A 16,346-nucleotide genomic window follows, 5' to 3' on the forward strand; every position below is an offset into this window, starting at 1 on the left:
AGGTACCTGCCGGAGGCCACCGACTATGTCGCTGCCGCACGCCATCCTCACCGCCCTGCTGGAGAAGCCGTCCTCGGGGCTGGAGCTGACGCGCCGGTTCGACAAGTCGATCGGCTTCTTCTGGCCCGCCACCCATCAGCAGATCTACCGGGAGCTGGGCAGGCTGGAAGAGGCCGGACTGATCCGCGAGCTGCCCCAGCAGCAACCGGCACGCGGCGGCCGCAAGGAGTACGAGGTGCTGCCCGAGGGCCGTGCCGCGCTGATCGCCTGGGTCGGCGAGAGCCAGGACCCCAAGCCCGTCCGCGACGCCCTGGTCCTGCGGCTGCGCGCGGCGGCGGTGGTCGGCACGGGGGAGACCGGCGGCGGGTCGGGCAGCGGGTCGGATGGCGGGCCCGGCAGCGGGTCCGGCGGGGAACCGGACGACGCTCCCGGTGCGGACCCGGGCGCCGGTCTCGATCTCGGCCCCGGTCTCGATGCCGCTATCGGTGCCGGTGACGGTCTCGGCGGTGTGCTCGGCGCCGAGCTCTTCCGCCACCGTGAGCTGCACCGGCGTCAGCTCGCCGAGTACCGGGCGATCGAGGAGCGCGACTTCGCCTCGATGACGGACGACCGGACCCGCCTGCAGCACCTGGTGCTGCAGGCGGGCATCGGCCTGGAGACCTTCTGGCTCGACTGGCTCGACCGGGCGCTCGCCCAACTCGCCGACGGGGAGATCGAGGAGGAGCTGGACGCGGACCCGGGGGAGACCTGAGGCGCGGCCCGGTCGCTCAGTGCTTGGGCGGGATGATCCCGGTGAGCCACTTGAACGAGGGATCGACGAGCGGCTTCCAAGTCGAGCTCAGGTGCGGGCCGTTGGTCTCGAACGGTGTCACCGTGGTCGGGGACTTGGCCGCCTTCTGCAGCGCCACCGCGTCCTCCAGGCCGTCGCCCTTGTTGCCGGTCTCGTAGAGCGCCACGTTCGGCGGGGTGGTGGCGTGGGTCAGGAGGTACAGCGGGTTGGAGGACTCCCGCAGGTGCGCATCCTTGGCGGTCAGTGAGTCGGACTCGCCCGCCGGGTCGTTGTAGCCGGACATGCTGATCGCGGCGCGGTAGCGGTTGGGGTGCGCCAGCGCGAGTCTGGTGGCGCAGTGCGCTCCCGCCGAGTAGCCGGCCAGGGCCCACTGGTCGGGGGACGCGTCGACCCGGAAGTTGTCCAGGACCATCTGCGGGACGTCACGCGACAGCCAGGTCTCCGCATTGACCTTGCCCGCAACGTCCGCGCACCCCGTGTCGGTGTGCTTGCCCAGCAGCGTGACCCGGGGCGAGACCAGGATGAACGGGGACACCTGACCGGACTTCATCAGCGGCGCGAGCTGCTTGGAGATGTCCATGGTGCCGAACCAGGTGCTGGAGGAACCGGGGAAGCCGGCCAGCAACTCGACCACGGGGAAGGTCTTGTCCTTGTTGGCGGGGTCGTCGTACTGCGGCGGCGTCCACACCAGGACCTCGCCGTCGACTCCGGAGAGCTGCCCCTTGAGGTCGGTCTCCTTCACGTCCTTGGGGACCGCGTTGTCGTCCACCGGGTGGAAGGACTGGATCACCTTGGGCCTGGCCGAGCCACCGGAGTCCGCCGCGAGGCCGCTGTCCTTCGGCGGCACCGGCACCGCCCGGACGTGGTTGCCGGTGCCCAGCAGGTCGTCCCAGCTGTCGTAGATCAGGTTCGAGTTGTTGACCATCACGAACACCATCAGCACCGCGCTGGACTGGCAGAACAGAATCGTCGCCAGGTAGCCGGCGAACCGCAGTGGTCCACGGCCGCCGCCCTCCGCGGCCCGGCCCCGCGAGCCTCCCCGCCGCCCCCAGCGGTTGCTGTTGCCTCCCTCTCCCTTTCCCCTTGCCCACTGCGCCATGGCCACCCCTATCGAGACCAGGAAGAGGACAATCGTGAGGATGTAGAAGGGAGTACCGGTCAGTTTCATCGCGTTCCTGTATCCAGCTCCTGTGCCGACCGGGCCACCGCCCGGCTCCTGCCGTCCATGGAGGGACCACCGGGAGCGCATATTCGGTTGCCCGTGGTCCCTTGACCGGGCGACCGCCCGGCCGTCCCAACCCTGCTGACGAACGCCGGAGAACGCTGCCGACGAGCACGCTCTCCGCCGACTCGACGTGACCGGCGGGACAATCTCCCACACCCGAAACCTTCGCCGCACCCGGCGTCCTCCGGCGGACCCGGGGCGGCACCTCGCCCAACGGGGACGCGACCGCGACCTTCCAGGCGGACGCCGGTGGTACGAGCGACATCACCGCGTCCCGGCGCTGCGTCCCCGATCCCGGGTACGCGTGCCCGCAGGTCGTCATCCCCTGGAAGGTCACGGTCACCGTCACGTGACGGTTCGCCGTCACAGGGCCTTGAGTGCGGCCTCGCAGCTCCGGCAGCGGCGGGTCCGCTGGGACGGCGGGTACCAGGGCGCGCCCGGCTCCGTCGGGCTGTACGGCTCCCGCTCCAGGTCGCCGGTCGCGATGCCGCAGAAGGTGGCCGGGCCAGGGTCCTCGGGGACCTCCGGGTCGGACGGTGCCGCGTGCACCCAGCGGATTCGGGCGCCCACGTCGACCTCACCGGCGTCGAGGACCTCCGTGGAGGGCTCCAGTTCCAGCAGTACGATCACACCACTCATGTCTCCGACCGTGCGCCAGGACGCCGTCGGCCGCATCTCGACGCGGTCCCGACCGTTCGGGGAGCGGGGTGGCCGGCGGAGTCAGGCGACGTCCGGGAGGGCCAGCCAGTCCTGCCAGGAGAGGTCGCGTCCGACGTGGCGCGGCCGCCGGAACGGCCAGGACTCGGCGATCCACTGCGGCACGAGTGCGTCCAGCGCCTGCTCCAGTTCGGTGCCCACCCGGTCGTCCACCACCCACCAGGAGATCTCGGCGTCGGAGCCGGTCTTGGCCGGCGGGTCGATGTACACACAGCCGAGCAGGGCCGTGCCCGCGTCGTCGAAGAGCGCGTAGTTGAAGGACTCGTGGGCCGCGATCTCCTTCTCGTGCCGGATCAGGTCCTTCAGGTCCTCCTCGTACGTCATGGAGGTGTCGGGCCAGCCGAAGGCCGCGCCGTAGATGGACCAGAGGCGTTGCTGCGAACCCATCACCGCCGGGTAGTCGAGCCCGACGTCGGCTCCCGTGATCGGGCGCAGGTGGTGGCCGCCGGGGAGCGGGACGCGGACGGGGTGGACGAAATCGGCCGGCAACCAGGTCATGGGCGGAGGCTAGCCGACCGCTCGGCGGTCCGCACCCGGTTATCCCCGGGCCCGGTGGCGGCTCAGGGGAGGGGGTTGGCAGCATCCCAGCGGAGGCGGGACTCGGCGATCGCCGCGCGGTGGTCGGCGGACCAGTCGGCGAGCGATCTGAGCAGGTGCGTGAGGCTGTGGCCCATCGCGGTCAACTCGTACTCGACCCGGGGCGGAACCTCGGGGTGGACGGTCCGGTGGACGAGTCCGTCGCGCTCCAGACGGCGCACTGTCAGGGTGAGCATCCGCTGCGAGATGCCCGGGAGTGCGCGCTGGAGCTCCGGGTGGTGCTCGGACCCGCCGCGCACCAGGGACGCACCTACGAACTGGTCGGGGAGCGCGCGATCGGTGGCGAGGACCTCGCCCGGGTGCTCGGCGAGAGCACCGGGCGGCCGATCCGCTACGAGCCCGGCAGTCTCGCCGAGGCCCGTGCGGCCCTCGCCGCCTCCGGGGCGGCCGCCTTCCAGGAGCCCATGGTGGTGAGCACGCTCTCCGCGACGGCGAGTGGTTTCCTCGACGGCACCACGAGCGACCTCGCCGCCCTGCTCGGCCGGGCCCCGCGCTCCGCCCTCGACGTCATCGCGGATGCCGTACGGGCGAGGTAGCCACCGACGGCAGTGCCCTGCCCGGAGGACGGGTCCCGCAGCCTCCGGTGCATGCGATCGTACGACGGAGGATCATCTCGCCGTGATCAAGCCCGCGCACCGTCGACAGCGCTGGCGGTCAGGACACCTGGCCCCCGGGACGCTGCTCCGCGAGCCGGCCGGTGAAGGTCTCCCGGAAGGAGCGGTCCAGGTCGGTGTCGGTGACGCCGAGTCGGGTGCGGCAGACGGCGGTGTCCAGGTAGAGGCCCGAGGTGAGCAGCGGGCCGGCCAGGTGGGCGGCGAGGCCGGGCTGGCGGTGGTGCAGGCGGTGCACCAGGCCGAGGGTCCGCATGGCGAGGTGCAGTGGCGCGGCCGGAGCGGGGAGGACCCGGACCGGTCCGGGACGACCGGCCGCCGGGGCGAGCCTGCGGAGCAGCTCCGGCCAGCCGAGGTTGGCCAGTGCCACCGGGAAGTCGCCGCTCAGCGCACCTTCCACGGCGGTCGCGGCAGCCTGCGCCACGGCCGTGACCGAGACCACCGCCGTCCCGCCCGGCGGGGCGAACAGCGGCCAGCGCGAGCGCAGCCACGGCAGCGCGGGCGCCCACAGCGAGCCGCGGCCGGGCGTCGGCGCGCCGAACACGAACGGGATCTCCAGCACCGCGACCGCGACCTCGCTACCGCCCGCCCGGCGTGCCGCGGCCGCCTGCTCGACCCGGCTGCGGATATAGGGGTGGTGGCGGGCCAGTTCGCGCTGCGGACGCTCCCGGTCGAGCGTGCTGAAGTACGAGCCGAGCACCACCACGCTGCGGCAGCCCACCTGCCGTGCCGCGGCCGTCAGCCGTTCGACCGGGACCACGTTGCCCCGGTGGAAGTAGGCGGCGGCGGGTGCGGGCGGCACCGTCCGGTCGTCCCGGCCGGCCGCGAAGACCACCGCGTCGTGCCCCGCCAGCAGGCCAGCCCAGCCCGTCACGTCCAGCCGCTCCGCGTCCGCGACGGCGCTCCGGGCGCCCGGCGGTCCGTCCTGGAGCGGCTCGCGGCGGCTGAGCGCGGTGACCCGGTGCCCCCGGTCGAGCAGTTCCGTGACCACGGACCGCCCCAGGAACCCCGTACCGCCGACCACCAGAACCGTCATCGCATCCACCCGGACAGGGTGCCACGCGGTGAATCACCCGTGGGGGCAGAGCCGGTGATGAGGAGTCAGCGGCGGCTGCCGACAGGCGTCGGCAGGTGGGGGGAAGGGCGGTGTGGACGTTAAAGAATTGGTTAATCTAAGGTATGCCTTAGCTAACTGGGCTGGCCCGGATCGGAGACCCGAACCCGCAGTCCAGTTCTCGCCATGCCCTGCACCGACCCTGCCCACCGTGGAGCCCTCATGCCTGCCCGCAGATCCACCGCAGCCGCGCTGCTCACCCTCGCCGTGGCGACCGCCGTACTGACCGGCTGCACGGAGAAGAAGAACGACGCGGACTCGGCCGACGCGGTCCAGGTGAACGCCTCCGACAGCGCCTGCGAGCTCTCGAAGACGTCCTTCCCGAGCGGCCATGTCCAGCTGGCGGTCCACAACAAGGGCTCCAAGAGCACCGAGGTGTACGTCTACGCCCCCGGCGACCGGATCGTCACCGAGCGCGAGAACATCGGCCCCGGCACCAAGGTGACCATCTCCGCCGAGATCAAGGCCGGTTCGTACGAGGTCGCCTGCAAGCCCGGCATGGTCGGGGACGGCATCCGGCAGAAGATCACCGTGACCGGCGACGGCGCGGCGGTCAAGAGCGACCCCCGACTGGACGCCGCCGTCGCCGGGTACCGCAAGTACGCGCAGGAGCAGGCCGACCAGACCGTCCCGGTGGTCGAGCAGTTCGCCGCCGCGATCAAGGCGGGCGAGCTGGACAAGGCCAAGTCGCTGTTCGCCCCGTCCCGGGTCGGCTGGGAGCGCACCGAGCCGGTCGCCGAGAGCTTCGGTGACATCGACCCGAAGACCGACACCCGCGAGGACGGCCTGGAGCAGGGCCAGGAGTGGACCGGCTGGCACCGCCTGGAGAAGTCCCTCTGGGCGGACAACCGGATCGGCGACGACGAGAAGAAGCTCGCCGACCAGCTGGTCGCCGACCTCAAGGACTGGCAGAAGCGCGTCGGCACCGCCGAGATCACCCCGACCAGCATGGCCAACGGCGCCAAGGAGCTGCTGGACGAGGTCGCCAAGAACAAGGTCACCGGCGAGGAGGACCGCTACAGCCACACCGACCTGTCCGACTTCGTCGCCAACGTCGAGGGCGCCAGGAAGGCGTACGAGCTGCTGAAGCCGGTCGCGGCCGAGAAGGACACGGACCTGGCGAAGACGCTGGACGGCGAGTTCGCCGCGATCGAGGCACTGCTGGCCAAGTACAAGCAGGCCGACGGGACTTACACCTCGTACGACAAGGTCGGCCAGCCGGAGCAGAAGGCGTTCTCGGACGCGGTGAACGCGCTGGCCGAGCCGCTGTCCAAGCTGGCCGCCGCCGTGGTCGTCAAGTAACCAGCACTGCCGAGCAGATACCAGCATCAGTACCGGAAGGGCCCCGATCGCGATGGACTCCGAGAGAGACTCCCAGCAGGCCGAGCAGCAGCCCGGGCCGCAGGCCAAGGAGCAGGCCGAGCAGCAGCCCGGCCGTGCGCCCAGCCGACGCTCCGTCATCGGCTGGGCGGGCGCCGGGGTGGCGCTGGGCGCGGCGGTGACCGGTTCGGTCGCGGCGGCCGTGCGCAGCGAGAGCAAGGCGGTCCAACTGACCGACTCCACCGTGGACATCCCGTTCTACGGCGACCACCAGGCCGGGATCGCCACCCCCGTCCAGGACCGGCTGCACTTCGCCGCCTTCGACGTCACCACCACCAGCCGGGACGCCCTGGTGCGGATGCTGAAGGAGTGGACCAAGGCGGCCGCCGCGATGACCGGCGGCCGCGAGGTCGGTACGGGCACCGCCGGTGCGCTGCCGGAGGCCCCGCCGGACGACACCGGCGAGGCGCTCGGCCTGCCCGCCTCCCGGCTGACGCTCACCATCGGCTTCGGGCCCACCCTGTTCGAGAAGCCCGGCCCGGACGGGCAGCCCGTCGACCGCTTCGGGCTGGCGGCCAGGCGCCCCGAGGCGCTGGTCGAGCTTCCCAGGTTCGCGGGCGACAGCCTCGATCCGGCCCGCAGCGGCGGCGACCTCTGCATCCAGGCCTGCGCCGACGACCCGCAGGTCGCCGTGCACGCGATCCGCAACCTGGCCCGGATCGCCATGGGCACGGCGAGCATCCGCTGGTCGCAGCTGGGCTTCGGCAAGACCTCCTCCACCACCCCCGAGGCGCAGACCCCGCGCAACATGATGGGCTTCAAGGACGGCACCCACAACATCGCGGGCACCGACACGGCGGCCCTGGACCGGCACGTCTGGGTCGCCCCCGGCGAGGGGCCGGAGTGGATGACCGGCGGCTCCTACCTGGTCGCCCGCCGGATCCGGATGCACATCGAGACCTGGGACCGCTCCCCGCTCAAGGACCAGGAGGACACCTTCGGCCGCACCAAGGCGGAGGGCGCCCCCTACGGCGGGCAGAAGGAGCGGGACACCCCGGACCTGGCCGCCATGCCGGCGAAGTCGCACGTCCGGCTCGCCCACCCGGACAGCAACGACGGTCTGATGATCCTGCGTCGCGGGTTCTCCTTCACCGACGGCACGGACGGCCTCGGCCGCCTGGACGCCGGTCTCTTCTTCCTCGCGTACCAGCGCGACACCCGGAAGGCGTTCGTGCCGCTCCAGCAGCGCCTGGCCTCGCACGACGCACTGAACGAGTACATCCAGCACGTCGGCTCCGCCCACTTCGCCTGCCCGCCCGGGATCCGCAAGCCGGGCGAGTGGTGGGGCCAGGCCCTGTTCGGCTGACGATCTCGACCACTACCGACCCCAGGAGCCTTTTGTGTTCGGCAACTACCTGATCGGCCTGCGGGAGGGCCTCGAAGCCAGCCTCGTGGTCTGCATCCTGATCGCCTACCTGGTGAAGACCGGCCGCCGCGACCGGCTCGCCCCGGTCTGGGCCGGCATCGCCGCGGCCGTGCTGCTCAGCCTGGCGTTCGGCGCGGTCCTCCAGTACGGATCCACCCAGCTGACCTTCGAGGCACAGGAGGCTCTCGGCGGCTCACTGTCGATCATCGCGGTCGGCCTGGTCACCTGGATGGTCTTCTGGATGCGTCGCACCGCCCGGCACCTGAAGGCCGAGCTGCACGGCAAGTTGGACGCCGCGCTCGCCATGGGCGGCTTCGCGCTGGTGGTCACCGCCTTCCTCGCGGTCGGCCGGGAGGGCCTGGAGACGGCGCTGTTCATCTGGACCGCCGTGCAGGCGACCAGCGACGGTGTCCGCCCGCTGCTCGGCGCGCTGTTCGGGCTGGCCACCTCGGTGGTGCTCGGCTGGCTGTTCTACCGGGGCGCGCTGAGGATCAACCTGGCCAAGTTCTTCACCTGGACCGGCGCGATGCTGGTCGTGGTCGCGGCCGGCGTCCTCGCCTACGGCGTGCACGACCTGCAGGAGGCGGGCTGGATCCCCGGCCTGCACGACCAGCTCTTCGACATCAGCAGCACCATCCCCAAGGACAGCTGGTACGGCACCCTGCTCAAGGGCGTGTTCAACTTCCAGCCCGACCCGACGGTGCTTCAGGTGGTGGTCTGGGCGGCGTACCTCGTCCCGACGCTGCTGCTCTTCCTGCGCCGCGCCTCAGGTTCGGGCCCGGCACCGAAGCCGGTCGCGGCCGAGGCCGAGGCTGCGGCGAAGGCCGCCTGACCTCCGCAGATCCAGGAGCGCCCTGTCCCGGCTGCACGGCCGGGGCAGGGCGCTTCGCCGTCAGCCGGCCGAGGTCGGAACCCAGTAGCGCAGCACCCCGTCGCGTTCGTCCTCCAGTCGCCCGCCGCAGGCCTCGATGACCTTGCGGGACGGGGTGTTGGTGCGGTCGCAGGTGACCAGGGCGGGGTCGATGCCGAGCTTCGCCGCGAGCGGGAGAGCCGTGCGCAGCATGCCGGTGGCGTGGCCCCGGCGACGGGCGGAGGGGCGGACGTCGTAACCGATGTGACCGCCGACTTCGAGCCAGTAGGACGTGAGCCGGTGCCGGACGGCGATCCGGGCGAGGTAGGTGTCCCCGTCCACGTACCAGAAGGTGCTGCACGGCACGTCGTACCCGAGCAGGCTGCGGGGCCCGAACGGGGTGCGGAAGCGCGCGACGAACTCGTCGAAGACGGCGGGGTCGTGCCAGCTGTCGCCGTACTCGCGCAGGCACACTCCGGCGGTGGACTCGTCGTCCGGTCCGCCGTGGCCCAGGGCGCGGTACTCCGCCATGGCGGCGAGGAAGGAAGTCCGGAACCGGGCCTCGGGTTCGGTGAGATGCGGCACCGGATCAGTGTGCCGATCCACCGGGCCCGGAAGCATCCGATTTTCGGGGCGTCGGGAGCCCTGCTCCCGGTGGAACTCGCGCCCGGCTCAAGCCTGATGGGACCTACGCTCCGGCAGGACCCGGTCCGGCGGGAGTAGTGCCGGGTCGGCCGGACCCGCCGGGGAGCGGTGCCTGACGAAAGGTCAGGCAACCCTGAGTGAGGGGGCGGAAGGTGCCATGCCTATCATGCGCTCATGGGACCATTGCAACCGAACGCAGCTGAACTTGTCCTCGGCCTGGTCGTGTTCTTCCTGATCTTCGGGATTCTCGGCAAGGCCGTACTGCCGCGGATCGAGAAGACCCTCGCAGCTCGCGAGGACGCGATCGGCGGAGGCATGGAGCGCGCGGAGACCGCCCGCGCCGAGGCGCAGCGCATCTACGAGGAGTACCAGGCAGAGCTCCAGGCGGCCCGCCACGAGGCGGCTCGGCTCCGTCAGGCCGCCGCCGAGGAGGGCACGGCGCTGATCGCGGTGATCCGCGCCGAGGGCCAGCAGCAGCGTGACCAGCTCGTGGCGGAGGCCAAGGTGCAGCTGGCCGCCGACCGGATCATCGCCGAGGCCGAACTGCGCGAGGACGTCATCTCCGTCGCCACCGAGCTCGCCGGCCGGGTCGTCGGCGAACCGCTGGCAGAGCTGCCGAGGACGCGCGCCATCGCGGACGCGTTCTTCGCCGAGCTGGACGCCAAGGCGACCGCGAAGTCCTGACCGCGCCCGCAGGACACAGTCGACCGCCGGACCGACGGGTCCGGCGGTCGACTGCCGTCCGGGCCCGGTGGTTGCCGTCCGGGCCCGGCCGGGCAGTCGGGTGCCGGGTGGTCAGATGAGTTCCGGGTGCCCGCGGTGGCGCTGCCACTCGGAGGCCAGGATCGACATCACCACCTCGTCCACCCACTCCCCGCCGTAGGACAGCGAGTCACGCAGGACGCCCTCCGCCACGAAGCCGGCCTTCTCGTAGCTGCGGCGGGCGCGCGGGTTGAACGCGAACACCCCCAGCGAGATCCGGTGCAGGCCGAGTTGCTCGAAGCCGTAGCCCACGATCAGCCGCAGTGCCTCGGTGCCGAGCCCGCGGTTCTGTCCCGAAGGGGCCAGCAGGATACGGAAGTTGCAGTTTCGGTTGGCGCTGTTCCACCTGTTCAGTACCGCCTCGCCCACGCAGGCGCCGGTCGCCCGGTCGACGACGGCCAGGTCGAGCCGGTCCGGCTGCTCGTTCCGGGTGCCGTACCAACCCCGCATCGACTGCTCGGCCTTGTCGTCCCAGGGCTCGGGATCGCTCGGTCCGCTGTCACTGCCGGTCAGCCGGCCCACCTCAGGGTCCCGGAGGAACGTGCGGATGGTCTCGGCGTCCTCGTCCAGCAGGAACGGGCGCAGGATCACCTTCTCGCCGACGAGCGTGGGTTTGACGGAGAAGTCGGCTCCGGAATGATCGTCCATGGGTCGATTGTGGGCAGGGCACTCGCACCGCCGCAAAGGGTTTAGCCGGACGGCACGCAGTGCCCCGGGCACCTGCGGCCGGGGCTCGGGAGGCGCCGACTTCGCAGCGGTCCGGACGAGGGCGTGGCACTCTCCGGTGGATACGCCCGAACGGGTGAACGGCACCGCGGAATGCTCAGGGAAGCGCCTCGGCCTGCATCGGTGTGCGGAGTGTCTGGTGCCCACCGCTCGCCAGCATCCGGACCTCGCCGCGATCGCTGATCTCGGCTCTGACGATGCCGGAGTCGTCCGCATAGACGGGATGGCCGCCGGGACCGTCCACGCCCGTGTCCTTGACGACGACCACGTCCTGCGGTCCGTGGCTGCCCGGATCGCCGGGGAATGTCAGTGCGTACCGTCGTACTCGACCCATGACCGGCCTCCTCAGCGGGCCCCACCGTCTATCGTACGGACGGCGGGGCCCGGCGGAGCGGGTCAGTGCCGGTGGTGGTTGTCCGGCTGGGCCGGGTCACCGGGGTGTTCCAGGCCCGGCACCAGCTGCAGACGGTGCGCGCGGGCGTGGTCGAGCCAGCGGACGAAGGCGATCCGGCGGGCGGCCGCGAGCAGCTCCGGGGCCGGGTCGGCCGGGGAGGGCGGATCGTCGCGTTCGGTGAGCAGGGTGGCCGTCCAGCCGTCGACGGTGACCGCGACGCCGGGCCCGGCGGTGCGCAGCGCGGCCGCCAGGGCGAGCGGCAGCGTCTGCGGCCGGGCGTCGAACTCGCCGTCCGGTGTGGCGATCCGCCAGAGCGGGCCGCCCTCGGCCGGCCGCTCCTGGACGGCGGTTCGGTAGCGGGCGACCTCGTCGGGGGAGAGGGCCACCTCGGCGGTCACGGCCCGGTACACCGCCCGCACGGCGGCGCTGCCCTCGAACGCGGCGGCGGCGATCGAGCCGAGCTCGACGGCGGCGCGCTGGTCGAGCCGGGCGGGCGGCGCCTGCCCGCCGCCCGGGCCGGGACCCTCGGTGTCCAGCCCGCGTGCGGCGGCCTCGGCGCCACAGAGCTCCTCGGTCAGCACCACCTGCGCGACCCAGCGGGTCAGCTGGCGGTCCTCGGTGCTCCCGGGGACGGGCAGCGCCGATGAGCGGGGCCCGCCGCGCAGGGCGGCGAGGCGGCGGTCGAGCTCGGTCCTGGGCAGCGGTCGGCCGTCGAGCAGACCGAGGATCCCGGGCGCGGGGTGATCGCACGAGTGCCCGTGCGCGTGCCCATGACCGTGCGTCTGCCCGTGCCCCTGCGGGTGCGGGTGGCCGTGTCGCCCACGCCGTCCGTGCTGTCCGTGCTGTCCGGGCGTCGTGGTGCTCACGGGACGATCACCAACTCGACGGTCGGCGCGTACTGGCAGCGGCCGAACCACATCACCTTCGCCAGCGCCCAGTACGCCCCGGTCTCGGCATCGCGCGGGACGGCCAGCTCGAACCCGACCGTCCGCTCGGCACCGGCGGGCAGGACGAAACCACGGACCGGATCGGCGACCGCCGCCCACGTCCCCCAGGGGGAGACCAGTTGCAGCTCGCCCCGGATCTCACCCTGCGTGCGGTTGGTCAGGACCACCCCCAACTCGGCCCGTCCGCCCGGCGAAAGCCGCAACGAGGACGAGGTGACGTCCACCGACAGACCGGTGTCCCGGCCGGTCGCGGCCTTGGTCCCCTGCGCCGCGGCCCAGTCCTCGGGGACCTCGCCGGGCACCGGCAGCAGCGCGGGCAGCTCGCCGACCGCGATCGTGGCCACGTCCTCGACGGACTGCCCGGCGTGTTCCACCCGCACGGCCACGAAGTACAGGCCGGGTGCCGTACCCGCCGACGGGCGGAGCGTCACCGGGAAGCGGAGATGACCCCCGGCCTCCAGCCGGTACGGGCGCCGCCCGCTGCTCACCTCCCACCCGTCCGGCGCCAGCAGGCTCACCGTGCCCTCGACCGCCGCATCGCGCAGGTGCGAGGCCAGTACCACCGAGACCTCCACCGGGCTGCCGTCGGTGCGCAGCAGCCCCGGCGACACACCGACCGAGACCGGCAGGTACCCCATCGGCGCCGGGCCCCGGTTGTGCAGCCAGTACCGGGCGTGCACGGGCTGCGCCACCTCCGCGACCGGCCCGAGCGCCGGCCCGCCGGCGACCGGCTGCTTCGCCTGCTCCGGTACGCCGACCAGGGTCGCGACCTCCGAGCCGTGCAGCTCGGGGTGGTCCGTGAGCGGTTCGCCGGGCCGCTCCAGCAGATCGGCCGTCCGCAGTTCGGTGAACCGCAGGGCGCCCTCCAGCCGTGCGGTCCTGCCGAGGCCGGTGGACTCGACCAGGCGCAGCGTGACCCCGGCGGCCGGGTCGGTGGTGGCCGCCGAGCCCCGGGCGATCGGGTTGCCGGTGGGCTTGAGCGCGCCGAGCAGCACCTCGCGCTCCGGCTGGACCCGCAGGTTGGCCAGACCGGCCGGCAGCGGGCCGGGGTGTGCGGGGGCGAGCCGGGTGTACAGCGGATGGTTGAACTCCTGGCCCTGGGCGGGCAGCGTCAGCGCCCGCCAGTCACCGTCGCCGGACACCAGCGAGTAGCTGAACTCGTGTGTCCAGTGCTGGAGTTGGAAGGAGGCGCCGTCGGGCAGGGTGCGCTGCGGCGGATCGATCCAGACCCCGGACGGCCAGCCGGTGCAACTGCGCATCAGCGACAGGTGCAGGGCGCCGCTCGGGTCCACGGCGAAGCCGGGCAGGCCGAAGGTGAGCAGGGCGACCGTGTGGTCGGTGAGCAGTTCGCCCTCGGCCGCCGGGCCGGGGCAGGTGGCGGAGATCCGGGCGTCTGCCAGGTCCTCGGCGAGTGCGGCGGGGTCGGTCACCACCAGGGCGGGCAGTGCCCGCAGGTCGCGCAGGTCGGCGCCGGGCTGCCACATCTCGTGCAGCGGCTTGTCGGCCGGCACCCACACCCGGCCGTGCGTCCTGAGTGCGGCGGAGTACTCGGCGCCCGCGCGTTCCAGCAGCTCCCTGGCCGCGTCGTTGACTTCGGGGCCGCCGAGCACGATGCGGAAGTCCGGGAGGTTGGAGTCGACGTCCAGCCAGCCGTAGCGGGACCAGTCGGCGCTCGCGGTGGTCGCGGTGACGCCCACCCGGGCCAGGGCGACGAGAAGTCCGCGCGCCTCGGCGGCGGCCTCCAGCGACGGGACCACCACCTCGGCGACACCGAGCGCCCGTTCCCCGATCGCCGCTCCGGTGAGGTCGTGGAGGCAGACCCGGGCCGTGGCGCCGAGCCCGAACCAGGTGTTGGCCGGGTTGTCCAAGGTCCACGGCGACTCGGCCGCATCGACGTCCGGCAGCGCGAAGCCGCGGCCGACCACGGCGTTCGCCACCTCGCTGACCGGCAGTGCGCCCGGCAGGTCGACCGGAAAGCGCAGCCGCAGCAACCGGTCCGCTCCGGCGTAGTCGACCACCCTGGTCCGGCAGTCGAGGCGCTCGATGCCGTGCCAGAGTGTGACCGTCTGCTCGTACCTGATGCCCTCGACCGTGCCGGCGATCACCAGGCGTTCGCCGAGTGGGCCGCTCTCCCGGCGGACGGTCGCGGTTCCGGCGGAGGCGCCGACCACCGGGCCCTTCGGGACCAGGTGCCAGGGGCCCTCGCCGAAGTCCGGGTGCTGCGGGTACTCCTCGTAGACCCGCAGCTCGTTGCCGACCTGGCCGTCCCGGATCAACTCCCGTTCGTGGCGCAGGTCGTGGATGCTGGACAGGCCGCCGCCCCGGGCCGGATCGGCGGTGATCCGGTAGCGCTCGTTGGCGATGACCCGGCCTTCGGCGGGGTGCCAGGCGGCGTTCGGCTCGCCGTCCACCAAGCGCCAGGTCCGCCAGCCGAGCGCCGGGACGTCCGTGGCCAGGAAGCGCAGCGTGCCCCGGTCCACCGCACAGGGCACCTCGGTGCCGGTGTCGTCCAGCACCCGGCCGCCGTCGGTGCCTTCCGGGAGCGGGAGCTCCACCAGGGCCGATCGGTCGAAGGAGAGGCTGTTGGCGACGACCAGGGCGGTGCCCTCGCCCGTGGTGTCGATCCGGCCGATCAGCGCGTCCAGCGCGGTGTCGCGGACGGCGGCGGCCAGGTCGTGTGCCTCGCGCCAGCCGGAGAGCAGGTCGATGTACACCTGGTCGGACTCGGAACCGGTGATCGCGTCATGGTGTGCGCCGTAGGCGAGTTGGCGCCAGACCTTGTCGAGTGCGGCATCGGGGTAGCCGCCCAGGCCGTGGAGCGCGGCGAGGGTGGCGAGCTTCTCGGCGTCCACGGCGGCCACCTCGCCGGCCCGCTGGGCCTGCTTGGTGTCGATGTAGGAGACGTCCTTGCCGGTGTAGACCGGGTTCATGTCGCGGGTCTGCGGGCTGGGCCGCCGTCCGGAGGCGGCGAGTTCGGCGCGGACCGCGGTGAGGAAGTCGTGCGGTGTGCCGCAACTGAAGCGCGGCCAGACGTACTTGGCGGCCCAGGAGCGGTGGATCTCGGTGACCCACTTGTTCGGCGGGGTGTAGTCGGTGCCGACCGGAAGCAGCAGGTTCCTGGTCGCGCCGACCGGCTTGAGCTTGCGGTACAGCTCGTAGACGGCCTGCTCGGCCGTCGCCAGATCGGGGGAGGAGTCCATCCACCAGCCGGCGGAGTAGTGGTGCGGCATGAAGTGGGTGAGCACACCGCGTCCCGAGGGCGAGATCCACTCGAACTCGCTCGGGAACTGCATCACCGTGGCGTCGTCCTTGGCCGCCCGGAAGTTCTTCTGGATCGGCCCCCACTGGTGGAACGGACCGCGGGCCCAGGCGCTCCCGGTCAGCCCGGCCGCGTCCAGATAGCCGGGGAACTGCGGGTCGTGGCCGAAGACGTCCAGCTGCCAGGCGGTCTGCGGGTCGCCGCCGAGGATCTCGCGCTGGTAGCCGATGCCGTAGACGATGTTGCGGATGGTGGTCTCGGCGCCGGTCAGATTGGTGTTGGGCTCGTTGTAGGTGCCGCCGACCAGCTCGACCTGGCCGCGCTCCAGCAGCCGCCGCAGATCGGCGCGGCGCTCCGGGTGCTGGTCGAAGTACGGCTTCAGGTAGTCGATTTCGGCGAGCACGAACTTGTACACCGGGTCGCGCAGCGCCAGATCCAGGTGGGCGTCGACCAGTGCGAAGCCGTTGCGCTCCCACAGCGGCCGGGTGGTGGCGTCGCCGGAGAGCAGCTCCCACGGCGAGGTGTACGCGGCCTGGGTGTTCCACCAGACCGGGTCGTAGTGGAAGTGCGAGACCAGGTACATCGTCCAGCCGGGCTCGGCGACGACGACGCTCGCCTCCGTCTCGGCGCCCTGGGCCCCGACCGTGACCGGCAGCCGGGCACCGACGACCGGATCATCGATGGTGAGCGGGACTTCGACCACGCCCGTGCCGGTTGCCTCGCCGCTGACACCGGAGCCGGCGACGGTGACCCGGACGGCCGGTCCGTCCGCGGGGCCGTCCAGGGTGACGCGTAGCACCTGGCGGGGGGCGTCCTCGGTGCCGACGAACAGGTCGGTGTTCTCCACGGCGGTGATGGCGACCGGCACGGGGTGGGTCCTTCCTGGTGGGAGGGTGTTTCGCGGTGGTGCTGCCTGCTGGTTGCTGCCTTGCTGGTGGTTGGCTCTCGGTTGCCGACTGTTGG

General features: G+C 72.3%; 16 protein-coding genes. 6 read left to right on the forward strand and 10 right to left on the reverse strand.

All coding sequences use genetic code 11. The features are described 5' to 3' along the window. Window positions 1-25: 25 nt before the first annotated feature. A complete protein-coding gene (locus UK12_RS43145) occupies window positions 26-751 on the forward strand; it encodes a PadR family transcriptional regulator (protein WP_045301978.1) in 726 nt (241 codons plus the stop codon). A gap of 16 nt (window positions 752-767) precedes the next feature. Here UK12_RS43145 and UK12_RS10135 read toward each other — a convergent pair whose 3' ends face one another. The 4 genes from UK12_RS10135 to UK12_RS10150 all read right to left on the reverse strand — a co-directional run bounded on the left by UK12_RS10135 (window position 768) and on the right by UK12_RS10150 (window position 3,568). Further along, window positions 768-1,958 carry an alpha/beta hydrolase gene (locus UK12_RS10135; RefSeq protein ID WP_045301980.1) on the reverse strand — a complete coding sequence of 397 codons (1,191 nt, stop codon included), beginning with the start codon at window positions 1,956-1,958 and terminating at the stop codon, window positions 768-770. A 420-nt stretch (window positions 1,959-2,378) separates the two neighbouring features. Then, complete coding sequence (locus UK12_RS10140; RefSeq protein WP_045301982.1) at window positions 2,379-2,654, reverse strand: hypothetical protein; 276 nt, start codon at window positions 2,652-2,654, stop codon at window positions 2,379-2,381. An 81-nt stretch (window positions 2,655-2,735) separates the two neighbouring features. Then, window positions 2,736-3,230: a hypothetical protein gene (locus tag UK12_RS10145; RefSeq protein WP_045301984.1), complete on the reverse strand. Its 495-nt coding sequence runs from the start codon at window positions 3,228-3,230 to the stop codon at window positions 2,736-2,738. Between the two features lie 62 nt (window positions 3,231-3,292). After that, on the reverse strand, window positions 3,293-3,568 hold the full coding sequence (locus UK12_RS10150) for a winged helix-turn-helix transcriptional regulator (protein ID WP_331386645.1): 276 nt from the start codon (window positions 3,566-3,568) through the stop codon (window positions 3,293-3,295). Between UK12_RS10150 and UK12_RS10155 the strand changes: the two genes are divergently transcribed. Further along, window positions 3,545-3,865 (forward strand): hypothetical protein, encoded by a 321-nt coding sequence (locus UK12_RS10155; RefSeq protein ID WP_052681778.1) that lies wholly within the window; start codon window positions 3,545-3,547, stop codon window positions 3,863-3,865. The genes UK12_RS10150 and UK12_RS10155 overlap by 24 nt on opposite strands. A gap of 118 nt (window positions 3,866-3,983) precedes the next feature. Here the strand turns inward: UK12_RS10155 and UK12_RS10160 are convergent, their stop codons facing one another. Continuing rightward, the gene (locus UK12_RS10160; RefSeq protein WP_052681779.1) at window positions 3,984-4,976 is read right to left on the reverse strand and encodes an NAD-dependent epimerase/dehydratase family protein; all 993 of its coding nucleotides are present in this window, start codon (window positions 4,974-4,976) and stop codon (window positions 3,984-3,986) included. Window positions 4,977-5,216: 240 nt separating this feature from the next. Between UK12_RS10160 and efeO the strand changes: the two genes are divergently transcribed. Genes efeO through efeU form a run of 3 tightly spaced genes read left to right on the forward strand, consistent with a single transcriptional unit; the run spans window position 5,217 to window position 8,632 of the window. After that, entirely contained in the window at window positions 5,217-6,356 is a 1,140-nt protein-coding gene (efeO, locus tag UK12_RS10165) for an iron uptake system protein EfeO (RefSeq protein ID WP_045301988.1), read from the forward strand. Window positions 6,357-6,408: 52 nt separating this feature from the next. Then, window positions 6,409-7,740, forward strand: a complete 1,332-nt coding sequence (efeB, locus tag UK12_RS10170; protein ID WP_082119476.1) for an iron uptake transporter deferrochelatase/peroxidase subunit — start codon at window positions 6,409-6,411, stop codon at window positions 7,738-7,740. Window positions 7,741-7,774: 34 nt separating this feature from the next. Then, entirely contained in the window at window positions 7,775-8,632 is an 858-nt protein-coding gene (gene efeU / locus UK12_RS10175; protein WP_045301989.1) for an iron uptake transporter permease EfeU, read from the forward strand. A 60-nt stretch (window positions 8,633-8,692) separates the two neighbouring features. On the opposite strand, the gene UK12_RS10180 is transcribed toward efeU, so the two are convergent. Then, window positions 8,693-9,235, reverse strand: a complete 543-nt coding sequence (locus tag UK12_RS10180; RefSeq protein WP_197084719.1) for a GNAT family N-acetyltransferase — start codon at window positions 9,233-9,235, stop codon at window positions 8,693-8,695. Between the two features lie 234 nt (window positions 9,236-9,469). Here UK12_RS10180 and UK12_RS10185 point away from each other — a divergent pair, with 234 nt between their 5' ends. After that, complete coding sequence (locus UK12_RS10185; RefSeq protein ID WP_045301991.1) at window positions 9,470-9,979, forward strand: F0F1 ATP synthase subunit B family protein; 510 nt, start codon at window positions 9,470-9,472, stop codon at window positions 9,977-9,979. A gap of 111 nt (window positions 9,980-10,090) precedes the next feature. Here the strand turns inward: UK12_RS10185 and UK12_RS10190 are convergent, their stop codons facing one another. The 4 genes from UK12_RS10190 to UK12_RS10205 form a co-directional block, all read right to left on the reverse strand. Further along, complete coding sequence (locus UK12_RS10190) at window positions 10,091-10,705, reverse strand: GNAT family N-acetyltransferase (RefSeq protein WP_045301994.1); 615 nt, start codon at window positions 10,703-10,705, stop codon at window positions 10,091-10,093. 175 nt (window positions 10,706-10,880) lie between these two features. Continuing rightward, window positions 10,881-11,117, reverse strand: a complete 237-nt coding sequence (locus tag UK12_RS10195) for a DUF6296 family protein (protein ID WP_045301996.1) — start codon at window positions 11,115-11,117, stop codon at window positions 10,881-10,883. A 62-nt stretch (window positions 11,118-11,179) separates the two neighbouring features. Further along, the gene (locus UK12_RS10200; RefSeq protein WP_197084720.1) at window positions 11,180-12,043 is read right to left on the reverse strand and encodes a DUF7158 domain-containing protein; all 864 of its coding nucleotides are present in this window, start codon (window positions 12,041-12,043) and stop codon (window positions 11,180-11,182) included. Further along, window positions 12,040-16,251 carry an NEW3 domain-containing protein gene (locus UK12_RS10205; RefSeq protein WP_045301999.1) on the reverse strand — a complete coding sequence of 1,404 codons (4,212 nt, stop codon included), beginning with the start codon at window positions 16,249-16,251 and terminating at the stop codon, window positions 12,040-12,042. Before UK12_RS10205 ends, UK12_RS10200 begins: the two co-directional genes overlap by 4 nt. Window positions 16,252-16,346 lie beyond the last annotated feature (95 nt).

Origin of the sequence: Saccharothrix sp. ST-888 (genome assembly GCF_000955975.1) — a bacterium.
In the GTDB taxonomy this organism is placed as follows: Bacteria; Actinomycetota; Actinomycetes; order Streptomycetales; family Streptomycetaceae; genus Kitasatospora.